The 12,696-nt window shown below is 39.3% G+C and carries 10 protein-coding genes; 4 read left to right on the plus strand and 6 right to left on the minus strand.

What is annotated here, in order from left to right:
- Positions 1-63 precede the first annotated feature (63 nt).
- The 4 genes from argB to acsA all read right to left on the minus strand — a co-directional run bounded on the left by argB (position 64) and on the right by acsA (position 5,099).
- On the minus strand, positions 64-849 hold the full coding sequence (gene argB, locus CD31_RS13915) for an acetylglutamate kinase (RefSeq protein WP_036078391.1): 786 nt from the start codon (positions 847-849) through the stop codon (positions 64-66).
- Positions 812-2,044 (minus strand): bifunctional glutamate N-acetyltransferase/amino-acid acetyltransferase ArgJ, encoded by a 1,233-nt coding sequence (gene argJ, locus CD31_RS13920; protein ID WP_036078393.1) that lies wholly within the window; start codon positions 2,042-2,044, stop codon positions 812-814. The genes argB and argJ overlap by 38 nt, the downstream gene beginning before the upstream one ends.
- Positions 2,045-2,100: 56 nt before the next feature.
- Positions 2,101-3,135 carry an N-acetyl-gamma-glutamyl-phosphate reductase gene (gene argC, locus CD31_RS13925; protein ID WP_036078396.1) on the minus strand — a complete coding sequence of 345 codons (1,035 nt, stop codon included), beginning with the start codon at positions 3,133-3,135 and terminating at the stop codon, positions 2,101-2,103.
- Between the two features lie 236 nt (positions 3,136-3,371).
- Positions 3,372-5,099 carry an acetate--CoA ligase gene (acsA, locus tag CD31_RS13930; protein ID WP_374116307.1) on the minus strand — a complete coding sequence of 576 codons (1,728 nt, stop codon included), beginning with the start codon at positions 5,097-5,099 and terminating at the stop codon, positions 3,372-3,374.
- 321 nt (positions 5,100-5,420) lie between these two features.
- On the opposite strand from acsA, the gene CD31_RS13935 reads away from it, so the two are divergent.
- Genes CD31_RS13935 through CD31_RS13945 form a run of 3 tightly spaced genes read left to right on the plus strand, consistent with a single transcriptional unit; the run spans position 5,421 to position 7,885 of the window.
- Positions 5,421-6,053, plus strand: coding sequence for a GNAT family N-acetyltransferase (locus tag CD31_RS13935; RefSeq protein ID WP_036078398.1), 633 nt, complete (start codon positions 5,421-5,423; stop codon positions 6,051-6,053).
- A gap of 24 nt (positions 6,054-6,077) precedes the next feature.
- Positions 6,078-6,725, plus strand: coding sequence for an acetoin utilization AcuB family protein (locus tag CD31_RS13940; protein WP_036078400.1), 648 nt, complete (start codon positions 6,078-6,080; stop codon positions 6,723-6,725).
- Positions 6,725-7,885: an acetoin utilization protein AcuC gene (locus tag CD31_RS13945; protein ID WP_036078403.1), complete on the plus strand. Its 1,161-nt coding sequence runs from the start codon at positions 6,725-6,727 to the stop codon at positions 7,883-7,885. The genes CD31_RS13940 and CD31_RS13945 overlap by 1 nt, the downstream gene beginning before the upstream one ends.
- Before the next feature lie 190 nt (positions 7,886-8,075).
- Here the strand turns inward: CD31_RS13945 and ccpA are convergent, their stop codons facing one another.
- Both ccpA and CD31_RS13955 read right to left on the minus strand, forming a co-directional pair.
- Positions 8,076-9,080 carry a catabolite control protein A gene (ccpA, locus tag CD31_RS13950; protein WP_008176748.1) on the minus strand — a complete coding sequence of 335 codons (1,005 nt, stop codon included), beginning with the start codon at positions 9,078-9,080 and terminating at the stop codon, positions 8,076-8,078.
- Positions 9,081-9,254: 174 nt separating this feature from the next.
- Positions 9,255-10,340 (minus strand): bifunctional 3-deoxy-7-phosphoheptulonate synthase/chorismate mutase, encoded by a 1,086-nt coding sequence (locus tag CD31_RS13955; RefSeq protein WP_036078406.1) that lies wholly within the window; start codon positions 10,338-10,340, stop codon positions 9,255-9,257.
- Between the two features lie 173 nt (positions 10,341-10,513).
- Here CD31_RS13955 and pilM point away from each other — a divergent pair, with 173 nt between their 5' ends.
- Positions 10,514-12,667, plus strand: coding sequence for a pilus assembly protein PilM (gene pilM / locus CD31_RS13960; protein ID WP_036078408.1), 2,154 nt, complete (start codon positions 10,514-10,516; stop codon positions 12,665-12,667).
- Positions 12,668-12,696: the final 29 nt, after the last annotated feature.

Genomic DNA, 12,696 nt, shown 5'->3' on the forward strand with positions numbered 1-12,696 from the left:
TCCACTATCATTTAAAATAGTTTCTTTCAACAACTATACTTCTCAAGCTATCCTATTAGAACACTAGAAAGAATGAAGTTCACTTGAAGCTACAATCGTTGTACCAATTAATGTTGCGCCCACGATTTGTACGGAAGGAATCCCTGCTCTTAAACAGTCGATCGCTCCTTGTACTTTCGGAATCATTCCACCGTAAATATGACCCTGCTCTGTCCATTGATCTATAAGAGTAGGTGTAGCTATTGCTTGATATTCATCCTGAATACGGATTCCACTCACATCCGTAACAAGTAATAGGCTATCTGCTCCGACCGCTAAAGCAACTTCACTTGCTACCGTATCGCCATTAATATTAAGAGCCTGACCTGCTTCGGTCGCACCTACGCAGGCAATAACAGGTACAATCCCTACACCCATTAAAGCTTCCAATAAGGAAGTATTGATATTTTTAATAGCTCCAACATAGCCATAAGTCTCTTGATCTAAAAAGTCTACGACCATTAGCTGACCATCAAAGCCATTTAATCCGATGGCTGCTATACCGGCTGTTGTTAACTCATGAACTAATGCAGTGTTCACTTGGCCTATTAGGGTCGACTGGACAACCTTAATAGCAGCCTCATTCGTGACACGTATTCCATTTAATGTATGCGATTGTATACCTTGAGCAGCTAGTTCTCGATTTATGGCTGGTCCACCCCCGTGGGTAATAATCAGCTCTACTCCACTCTCTTGTAATCTTTTAAAATTATCAAAGAAAGCCTCATTTAAACCTTCCAGTGTACTGCCCCCAAGCTTAATGACCATACGTTTACGAGCGGTATGATGCATTGATTTGGACATAGTCATATGTTAAGTCACATCCCCAAGCATGCCCCTTACCATCACCCACGCCAAGAGACACATAGATTTTTACCTCATGCATTTTTAAAATTTGAATTAACTCATCCTCAGAAAAAGGAATTGGCTCACCGTTTTCTACCATCGTAGCACCACCGATTTGGATGGTAATTTTATCTGGATCCACTGTTGCGCCACTATACCCTACTGCTGCAATAATACGCCCCCAGTTAGCATCACAGCCGAAAACAGCAGTCTTTACAAGTGGTGAACCAACGACTGTTTTTGCAATTTTACGTGCCTCCTCGTCTGAAATTGCACCAACAACCTCCACTTCGATAAGCTTCGTTGCCCCTTCACCATCTTTGGCAATCATTTTTGCTAAATCTTCCGCTACTGTTTGTAAAGTGTAATAGAAATTTTGCCAATCTGGATGCTCTGGTGTTAAAGAATCATTCCCTGCCAAGCCATTAGCTAATACTACCACTGTGTCATTAGTAGATGTATCCCCATCAACTGTAATAGCGTTAAATGTTAAATTAGTAATCGTCGATAAAGCTGCCTGCAATACATCAGATTCAATGTTGGCATCTGTTGTAATAAAGCCTAGCATTGTTGCCATATTAGGTTCAATCATACCTGAGCCTTTTGCTACACCTGCAATAATAACTTCCTTGCCATCCACAGTTGTACTATAGCTTGTGTTTTTCATGACAGTATCTGTTGTCAAAATAGCCTGCGCAAAGTCAATAGCACTTTCTAAATTGTCCTTTGGCTCTAACTGTAGAATACCGTTTGCTACTGGCTCTAATTTCATCATTTCTCCAATAACACCTGTCGAGCAAACACCCACCAAATCTGGCGCAATCCCTAATTTTTCAGCAGCTAGCGCTTGCATTGTTTGGGCGTCTTTTACACCTTGTTTACCTGTACAAGCATTCGCATTGCCTGAATTGACGATCATCGCTTGCATTTTCTTAGTTGCATAAACAACTTCCTTCGTGACTTTTAATGGCGCTGCTTGCACAGCATTTGTTGTAAAAACACCTGCAACACTTGCTGGGACTTCACTTACTAAAATAGCTAAATCCTTTTTCTTATGCTTTAAACCACAGTGTAATCCTGCTGCCTTAAAGCCTTTTGGTGAAACAATATTTTTACTTGATAGTTTTTTCATTACATTCGTTGAAGTGGTAACTGTCATCCGAAATTCCTCCTTAGATTAATAAATAAGAGAAGCATACAGTTTCCTGCATGCTGTTAAATAAAGAACGGTACGACATCTAGCCCTGTCGTTTGTGGTAAGTCAAATTGCACATTCATATTTTGGATAGCTTGCCCTGCTGCTCCTTTGACAAGATTATCAATTACGCTAACAATTGTGGCGCGATTTGTACGAGAATCTACTTTTACTAGAATGTCACAATAATTTGATCCCTTGACACGATTTGTCCCTAAACTAGATGCATCCGTAACGATTCGAACAAATGGATGATTTTCATAGGTTGCCTGTAAGCAAGAGATCAATTGCGCCTCTGTAATTCCCTGCATTACCGGTGCATAGGATGTCGCCAAAATTCCCCTGGTCATTGGAACCAGATGCGTATTAAAAGTAATTGCTGTATCTGCTTGAGCAAACATGGAAAGTGCCTGTTCAATTTCGGGAATATGTTGATGTGTATTTACTTTATAGATCGAGAAATTCTCATTTGTCTCACTAAAATGGGTAGTTTGTGAGGGCTTATTGCCAGCTCCTGAAATGCCACTCTTTGCATCAATAACTAGAAAACTAGGATCAATTAAACGCTCTTTTACAAGTGGCAGTAAGGATAATAAAACCGCGGTTGGGTAGCAACCCGGGTTGGCAACGAGTGTTGCTTGACGTATAAGCTCTGTATTCCATTCTGTTAAACCATACACACTTTGTTGAACACTATGGTACGGTGCAGCCTTTTTGCCATACCAGGTTTCATAGCTTGCGAGATCTTTTAACCGAAAATCACCAGATAAATCGATTAACTTTGGTCCTTTCCCAACCAAAGGCGGTAATAGCTCACTTGTCACCCCAGATGGTGTACTTGTAAAAACAACATCAAATTTTGCTAAAGTGTCATACGCTATCTTTTGTAACGGTGTATCAGCTATCTTAACAAGATGACCAAATTTGGAGGAAAATTGAACACCCTCTTCTGAAGAAGTAAATAAATCAATCTGCTCTACAGCTGGATGATTATGTAAAAAACGAATAAGCTCTAGTCCACCATATCCAGTTGCTCCAACAATACCTACTTTCACTGCACTCACCTCTGAAATAAGTTAAAAATAGTATACGTCTGCATATTTATTAAGTCAACTGAATTTTTATTAAATTAACTATTTTTTTAAATAGATATTATTCGACCTTACACCACTTCTATATCATTGTAATTTCAGAAAAAAGAAGGCAAGAATCCTTTCGTTCATCGAATGAATCCCTGCCTTCTTTTTATGCACATGTTGTATAAATATCAATTGTTGTCTTAGATAGTTACTTAATCTTCCATGGTTGATAAATCACCAGTTGGTAAATTTAATTCCCAAGCTTTCAATACGCGACGCATAATTTTACCACTACGTGTTTTTGGCAATTTATCTTTAAATTCAATTTCACGTGGTGCTGCATGTGCAGATAAACCTTTTTTCACAAAATCACGTATATCTTCAATTAATGCATCAGAGGGTTCAACCCCCTCACGTAAGGATACAAACGCTTTAATGATTTCCCCACGCACTGGATCTGGTTTCCCAATAACACCTGCTTCAATGACATCTGGGTGCTCAAGTAGTTTACTTTCCACTTCGAATGGTCCTACGCGTTCTCCAGCCGTCATGATAACATCATCCACACGCCCTTGGAACCAGAAGTAACCTTCATCATCCATATAGGCTGAATCTCCAGATACATACCATTCTCCTTTGAGGAAATAAGATTCATAGCGCTCTGGATTGCCCCAAATTTGGCGCATCATGGCAGGCCAGCCACGACGAATAGCTAGATTCCCCATTGTAAAAGGTGGCACCTCATTACCTGCATCATCTACAATCGTCGCATGAATACCAGGAAGAGGTTTCCCCATTGAACCTGGCTTAATATCCATTGATGGATAATTACAAATCATATGGGCTCCTGTCTCTGTCATCCACCATGTATCATGTATACGATGCCCTAATTCCTCTACTCCCCAGCGAATAACTTCTGGATTCAAAGGCTCACCAACAGATAGCACATGGCGTAAAGATGTTAGATCATAGCTTTCAAGCAAGCCACTCCCTGCCCCCATCAGCATACGGAACGCTGTTGGTGCACTATACCAAACTGTCACACTATAATCTTCAATAGCCTGATACCATGCTTGTGGTGAAAATCTTCCTCCGACGATTAACATTGTTACACCGTTTAACCACGGACCAAAGATGCCATAGGCTGTTCCTGTAACCCATCCAGGATCAGCAGTACACCAATAAATATCATCTTCACGCAAATCAAGTACCCATTGTGTCGATTGATATTGCTGAATCATTGCATTATGGACATGCAATACGCCCTTTGGAGCACCTGTTGAACCAGAGGTATAGTGAAGAATCATCCCATCTTCTCTGTCTACCCACTCTATTTCAAAATGAGCTGAAGCTTCTTTTAAATGTTTACTAAAGTCAAGGATTTGAGCTGTTTCCTCAACATCCTCCCCTACTAAAAAGATATGCTCCAGTTTAGGCAATTTTGCTAAAGGTACACGTTCCAGTAATGCTGGTGTCGTGACTAATACTTTCGCCTCACTATCTGCAAGTCGATCATACACCGCGCCTTCCATAAAAGCTTCAAACAATGGTCCAACAATTACCCCCATTTTCAACGCACCTAATAATGAAAAGTAAAGCTCAGGTGAACGAGGCATAAAAATAAATAAACGATCACCTTTCTGCAGATTAGTAGTGGTTTTAAAAACGTTCGCTGCTTTGTTTGTTAACCTTTTCATTTCATTAAATGAATATGCCTCTTTCCGTTTACCATCATTAAAATACAGTGCCACCTTATTTTTGCGATGTGTTTCTGTATGGCGATCAATAGCCTCATATGCCATATTCACTAAACCTGTTTCGCTCCAACTAAATGCCTTTTCCGTATCTGCCCAATTATGAGATTTTGCCACTTCTTCATAATTTGTTAAATGATGTTGACCAGGTAAAGCCATTAACTTCTCTTTCATTTTCATCCCCATGAAAATACCCCTTTCTTTGCTTTTGTTTTTGACTAAATTTCAACAATCCCCCCTGTTGAAATTCAGAGAATTCTTCAAAAGCAAAATTGATATGTAGCATTTGTTATATAACAGTTAGCCGTAGTATTAATGTTCGAATCCCTTATAGCACTACTTTTAGCTGTTAAATAACAGAAGCAATATAATCTTATTTTACACGAATTTGGATAGATTGTCTCAATATTTTTATTTTTCCAAAAATACAGGTATATTTTGCAAAAATAAGCGTTTTTACGCAAGAAATCAGCTATAATGGAATTATTAAACTCAGGTGGTGTAATTATGGAACATAAAAAAACTTTTTTTTCTGTCACAAAGGAAACAAAGCATGGTACTGTGTATGTGGAAGGACCTGTGCCTCCAGAAAAATTAGCTACATATTCATTCCATGAAGGCTTGGTTGCCTTCAGACCTCCAAAACAGCAACAGCAGGCCATTATAGAAATTGCAGGACTACCCGAAGGCCGAATTATTATTATTCGAAACGAAGATATTATTGTAGGCTATGTTACCTATCTCTACCCTGATCCACTTGAACGATGGGCAGAAGATCGTATCGATGACATGATTGAATTAGGTGCCATTGAAGTCATTCCAGACTACCGTGGTACCGGTGCTGGTAAGGCACTACTAGCCGTTTCATTTATGGGGGATGAAATGGAAGATTATCTTGTGATTACTACCGAGTATTATTGGCATTGGGATTTAAAAGGCACAGGTTTAAATGTTTGGGATTACCGCAAAATGATGGAGAAAATGATGAGCTCCGCTGGTTTCGAATATTTTGCAACAGATGATCCTGAAATTACATCACATCCAGCCAATTGCCTGATGGCACGCGAAGGAAAACGGGTGCCTCCTGAGACAATGGAAAGATTTGATAGACTTCGTTTTAGAAATCGTTTCATGTATTAAAACTAATACAAAGGGGATGCATATATGATTGTAGAAGAAATTATGAATGATGAGCCTTATACATTAGCTCCTACCAATACAGTGCAGGAGGCACTAAAGTTAATGCGTGAAAAGAAAGTTCGTCATTTACCAGTTGTAGATGAAGAACGCCACGTTTTAGGTGTAATTACTGAACGAGATATTAAAGAGGTCTTGCCCTCATCTTTGCAGGATGAAACAAACTCTCCTATTTTTAATGCAAAAGTAGAGGATATCATGGTGAAAGACCCCCTGATAGGTCATCCACTAGATTTTGTTGAAGAGGTAGCACTTACGTTTTACGAATCGAAAATAGGCTGTTTACCTATCGTCTCTGGAGGAAAATTGGTAGGCATTGTTACGACAACCGATTTACTCTATACATATATAGAGCTGACTGGTGCTACAGAGCCTGGGTCAAAAATCGAGATTCGGGTATCCGATACACCGGGAGTTTTATTTGAAATCACAAAAATATTTCATCAACATCATGCCAATGTTCAAAGCGTCTTAGTTTATCCTGACTCTGAAAATACACAAAACAAAATTTTAAGCGTCCGAGTAAAAACACTAAATCCTTTAGCAATGATTGAAGATCTACGCAAAGAGGGCTTTGATGTCCTATGGCCAAATTTACCGGGTGTTTCGCTATAATGAAAAAGGCCGTATTCGTATACTCGCCAGAACAACTCGGATATAAATTTTCAGATACACATCCTTTCAATCATAAACGCTTGACGCTAACTATGGATCTACTAAAAAATATTAATGCTCTCGATGATGTAGATATTGTACCGGCACGTGTTGCAACGGAAGAAGAGCTATTGCTTGCACATGATTCAAAATATATAGATATCGTAAAAAAAGCAGGGCATGGTGAATTATCAGAAGCTCAATGTCAAAGCTATGGAATTGGCACTGAAGATACTCCCATTTTTGAAAATATGCATGAAGCAAGTGCACAGCTAGTTGGTGGAACTTTAACGGCTGTTGATTATGTAATGGAGGGAAAAGCCGAACATGCCCTTAACCTTGGTGGAGGACTCCATCATGGTTTCCGTGGTCGTGCATCAGGTTTTTGTATTTACAATGATAGCACAGTGGCTATTCGTTACTTGCAGGAAAAGTACAACGCTCGTGTACTTTATGTAGATACAGATGCTCATCATGGGGATGGTGTCCAATGGAGCTTTTATGAGGATCCTACTGTTTGTACACTGTCCATTCATGAAACTGGTCGTTATCTATTCCCTGGAACCGGAAATATTACCGAGCGTGGCAATGGTCAAGGCTATGGAACCTCCTTTAATTTTCCAATGGATGCATTTACTGAGGATGAAAGTTTCCTAGAGATCTATGAACAGTCAATGCGAGAGATTTTTGAATTTTTCAAGCCAGATGTTGTATTAACGCAAAATGGAGCAGATGCCCACTATTTTGATCCATTAACACATTTACATGGAACAATGAATATTTATCGTGAAATTCCTAAGCTTGCTCATCAATTAGCACATGAGTATTGTGAAGGTCGATGGATTGCAGTTGGAGGTGGTGGCTACGATATTTGGCGAGTGGTGCCTCGTGCTTGGTCCATGTTATGGTTGGAAATGACAGACCAAGCGTTACCAATGGGGCCACTCCCTCAAGCATGGCTTGATCGCTGGCAACCAGAAGCTCCTGTTCCTTTTATTCCAACTTGGGAGGACCCGATTCCTTTATATGAGCCGATTCCTCGTAAAGCAGAAATAGAAGAAAAGAATGCTCAAATGTTAGCCAAATCGCTACATATTATTCGGAATGAAAGACGAGATTAATTTCTTGGCCTCACGATATTCGTGGGGCTTTTTTATTGGATGAAAGAGCTTTCCACTGCTTTTGGTCGTATATCCATCTATTCTTTTGTTCTATCCCTCACTTTTGAAACACTATCCTCTATTTTTGACGTTCCATCCAGCAAATAAAAACACGCAAATCCTTCATAAGCGATTTACGTGTTAGGTATCATTATTTACTTTTGACAGATTGTCGATGTTCAATACGGTGTGGTAAAATGACCGCCTCATCCTCGACAGGTTCCTTACTCATTAATTTTGTCAGCAGGCGCATTGCAACAGCCCCAATATCGTAAAGCGGTAGAGCGACACTTGTTAGCTGTGGGCGAACCATTCGTGCTAACTTAGAGTTCTCAAAGCTGATAACTTCAATATCCTCTGGAACATTTTTGCCCGCATCTTGAGCGCCATGAATTAAACCGATGGCCAATTCATCACTTCCTGCAAAATAAGCAGTTGGTGGCTGTTCAAGAGCAGATAAAATCTCCCAAGCCTCTAAGCCCATATCATAGCTGGACTCTTCTGCGGCAATTAATGCCTCGTCTATTGGTAAACCAGCATCCTGCAATGCTTTCTTATAGGCTGCTAGCTTGAATTTTCCGTTAATTGTATACGAAAGTGGGCCAGTTACGAAACCAATCCGTGTATGGCCATTTTGAATCAGTAATGAAATAGCTTCATAAGCGGCCTGGAAATAATCGATATTCACAGTTGCAATTGTTTGAGATTCATCCACAGAGCCTGCAAGCACAATTGGTACTGGCGAATGATCCATCGTTTGCTGCATTTTTTCTGTAACCTCATCACTCATCATCACAATACCATCAACCTGTTTTCCAAGCATGGTATCCAGTAGCTGTAACTCTTTATCTTCATGTTGATCTGAGTTGGCTAAAATAATATTATAACGATACATTGTGGCAATATCCTCTACACCACGAGCCAGCTCCGCATAAACATTGTTTGCAATATCTGGGATAATCACGCCAACTGTTGTTGTTTTCTTACTTGCTAAACCTCGCGCTACTGCGTTTGGTCGGTATTCTAATCGTTCAATTACTTCTAATACTTTTTTTCGTGTTGCTGGTTTTACGTTTTGATTACCATTGACTACACGAGAGACCGTTGCCATAGAAACATTTGCTTCTCTTGCAACATCATAAATTGTAACAGTCATCGTACGTGCCTCCCTTTTTTCCTATTATAGCCTTATCATACGATAATTTTCATATTATTTTCAAGAAGAACTACGTAAAAACCAAGTACTAATAGTCCTATTCTAGACATTATTTTGTCACGATATAACAAACACCGCCTGCCGAAGTAAGCAAGCGGTGTTCGCTGTTAACAATTAAGCATGAATTTCATGATTTTTCATGAATTTTTGTAGTGTTTCATAGAATGCGTCAAATGTTGGGATGTCCATTTGTTGTTGTGAGTCAGACAATGCAACAGATGGATCTGGATGCACTTCTGCCATGACGCCATCAGCACCGATTGCAATAGCTGCTTTGGCACATGGTAATAATAAATCACGACGTCCTGTTGAATGTGTAACATCTACGAATACTGGCAAATGCGTTTCTTGTTTTAAAACTGGTACGGCTGAAATATCTAATGTATTACGAGTTGCTTTTTCATAAGTACGGATACCACGTTCACAAAGGATAATGTTTTCATTTCCTTTAGACATAATGTACTCTGCTGCATGAATGAACTCATCAATTGTTGCAGCTAAACCTCGTTTTAATAGAACAGGTTTATTTGTTGCACCTGCTGCTTTTAATAATTCAAAGTTTTGCATATTACGTGCACCGATTTGGATGACATCAATATAATCCAATGCTTCCTCTAAATGACCTGGTGTCACGATTTCTGTAATAACAGCTAAACCATATTCCTCTGACACACGTTTTAAGATTTTCAGACCTTCTAATCCAAGACCTTGGAAGTCATAAGGAGAAGTACGAGGCTTATAAGCACCACCCCGAATTAGCTTTTCACCTTTTGCTTTAATAGAAGCGGCAACTGCTGCTACTTGCTCATACGATTCAACCGCACAAGGACCGAATACGAAAGATGGCTTTCCTTGTCCAATTAATTCACCATTGATATTAATAATTGTATCTTCTGATTTCTTTTTACGAGATACTAGCAACTCTTTCTTTTTATCAGCTTCAAGTTGTTTTAAAGCTGTTTTAAAGATTTGCTTAAATATATAATCAACCGTCATTTGGTTTAATGGACCTTGATTGTGTTCTTTAATAAGATCAAGCATGTGTCTTTCACGCAGTGGATCATAGCGATTCACACCTTGTTTTTCTTTAATTTTACCGATTTCATCAACTACAGCTGCACGTTCATTAATTAGACGAAGAATTTCTAAGTTTAAACCGTCTATTTGACTACGTAAGCTTTCTAAATCTTTTTGGCTCATGCTTTCTTGCTCCTCTCCTCATGACAGACACTTTCAGAACTCTGAAATGTATGTTACATTTTTAGATAATAGCATTATTATAATCAATGTTGTTCAGAATGTCACGCATTTTTAATTTAGCGCTTCAACTCGCTAAATTATTTTCAAGTATGACGCGAAAGGAAGCGATTACATTGAGTTCTAAATTATTCGCACTTGATATTGGCACACGCTCAGTGGTCGGGATTATTCTCCAAGAAGAAAATGACCATTTTCATGTGGAAGATATTTTAGTAAAAGAGCATAAAGAACGTGCCATGGTAGATGGACAAATACATAATGTCATGTATGTGGCAGATTTAATTAATGAAATAAAACGTGAACTTGAAGAGAAACACGGGCCGCTCACAAAGGTAAGTGTTGCTGCAGCAGGTCGATCTTTGAAAACTGAACAAGCGAGTGTGACCATCAATATACGTAATCGACCTATTTTTACTGAAGAAGATATTAGTCGCTTGGAACTTCAGGCTGTTCAACAAGCACAGCAGCAACTTTTGCAACAGAAAGAGGATGCAAAAATTAGCCATTATTATTGTGTAGGCTATTCAGTCCTGTATTATCGCTTGGATGGCGAGGAAATTGGAAGCCTGTTGGATCAACAAGGTGATGAAGCCCAAATCGAAGTGATTGCAACGTTTCTGCCTCGGGTAGTGGTGGAATCACTGATTGCCGCTCTTAAACGAGCTGATTTAGAGATGGAAGCATTGACGTTAGAACCAATCGCTGCCATTAATGTGTTGATTCCTCCAACGATGCGTCGCTTAAATGTGGCACTTGTTGATATAGGAGCAGGAACATCGGATATTGCCATTACGGATAAAAGTACAGTTGTGGCTTACGGCATGGTACCAACAGCTGGCGATGAAATAACAGAAGCTTTAAGCGACTACTATTTGCTAGACTTCCCTGTAGCCGAAGAGGCTAAACGTCAACTACAAACCTCTGAAGAGATATTGATTCAAGATATTCTAGGCTTTGATCAGTTCTATCCTAAGGAAGAAGTTTTTTTAGCAATTGAACCTGCAGTAAAACAGTTGGCGAAGTCTATCGGAGAAGAAATTTTACGACTCAATAACCGAGTAGCACCCAAAGCCGTTATGCTGGTTGGTGGAGGTAGCTTAACACCCAACCTAACTATAGAACTAGGTCAAGTTCTAGATTTACCAGCTAATCGTATTGCTGTTCGAGGTATTGATGCTATTCAAAACTTAACAAAAGAAGAACACATTAAAGCCTCACCTGAATTAGTCACGCCTATTGGCATTGCCATTGCTGCTAAAAAGATGCCGATTCAATATATGAGTTTAACAGTCAATAATCAAGTGGTTCGCCTTTTTGAACTAAAAGAAATGACTGTGGCTGATGCCTTTCTAGCTGCAAATATTCGCGCAAAGCAATTATATGGAAAACCAGGGCATGGGCTATCGATCAGTGTTAACGGACAGGACATTTTTATACCAGGTGGGCATGGCCAGCCTGCTGAAATATTGGTAAATGGACAACAGGCATCAACAAAAAGCCTGATTAAAAATGGAGATGCCATTCAGTTAATAGAAGGCCAAGATGGGCAGCAGGCGACGGCTACAGTAAGAGATCTTATCGATGATGCAGCAATAAAGACAGTGACAATCCAAAACACCAAATATGTGATTGAGCCAAAAATTACAGTCAATAGCTCTTCTGCATCACTCGATACAGTTTTAAATGATCGTGATACCGTCGTTTTTGATATAGCCGAAACCATTGAGGATGTATTTAAAATCACTAATAATTGGCATTTATTAAAGCAATTTGAATCCTATACGATTCAAGTTGATGGACAACCTTTATATTTACCAGAATTTTCTCCACAGCTAATGATTAATGGAAAGGTAGCCAAATTGAGCTATGCTGTAAAAAATGGGGATGTGATAAGCTTCCACCAACCATCTCTACCAACCGTACAACATATCGCGGACCACATGAATCTTTTGCTAGAGGATAAAATCATTATTCATTTCCAACAGGAAGTTTTAGAATTAAAGAAGACTGCAAATGAAGCGATTGTTAATAAAATGGTTGTGTCACCACAGTCCACTGTACACAATGGAGCGACTTTAGTATTTAAAGAAAAGGATCGCAGTCGTTGGATCTATCAAGATGTTTTCCGCTTCTCTAATTGGCAGCTACCAAGTGCCTTTAAGGGGAATTTTACGATTTTAAGAAATGGTCAGCCAGCGAGCTTTGATACAGAAATATTTGGTGGAGATCAATTAGAAATAATATTAGAAGCTACACCTATCATTTAAAAAAGGGATACGTTACAACTTTATCTTGT

Source organism: Lysinibacillus boronitolerans JCM 21713 = 10a = NBRC 103108, from assembly GCF_000772935.1.
GTDB lineage: Bacteria > Bacillota > Bacilli > Bacillales_A > Planococcaceae > Lysinibacillus > Lysinibacillus boronitolerans.

Coding starts and splice junctions, on each gene's coding strand:
- argB (WP_036078391.1), bottom strand. CDS start 849: ATGACTATGTCCAAATCAATGCATCATACCGCTCGTAAACGTATGGTC.
- argJ (WP_036078393.1), bottom strand. CDS start 2,044: ATGACAGTTACCACTTCAACGAATGTAATGAAAAAACTATCAAGTAAA.
- acsA (WP_374116307.1), bottom strand. CDS start 5,099: ATGGGGATGAAAATGAAAGAGAAGTTAATGGCTTTACCTGGTCAACAT.
- CD31_RS13935 (WP_036078398.1), top strand. CDS start 5,421: ATGGAACATAAAAAAACTTTTTTTTCTGTCACAAAGGAAACAAAGCAT.
- CD31_RS13940 (WP_036078400.1), top strand. CDS start 6,078: ATGATTGTAGAAGAAATTATGAATGATGAGCCTTATACATTAGCTCCT.
- CD31_RS13945 (WP_036078403.1), top strand. CDS start 6,725: ATGAAAAAGGCCGTATTCGTATACTCGCCAGAACAACTCGGATATAAA.
- ccpA (WP_008176748.1), bottom strand. CDS start 9,080: ATGACTGTTACAATTTATGATGTTGCAAGAGAAGCAAATGTTTCTATG.
- CD31_RS13955 (WP_036078406.1), bottom strand. CDS start 10,340: ATGAGCCAAAAAGATTTAGAAAGCTTACGTAGTCAAATAGACGGTTTA.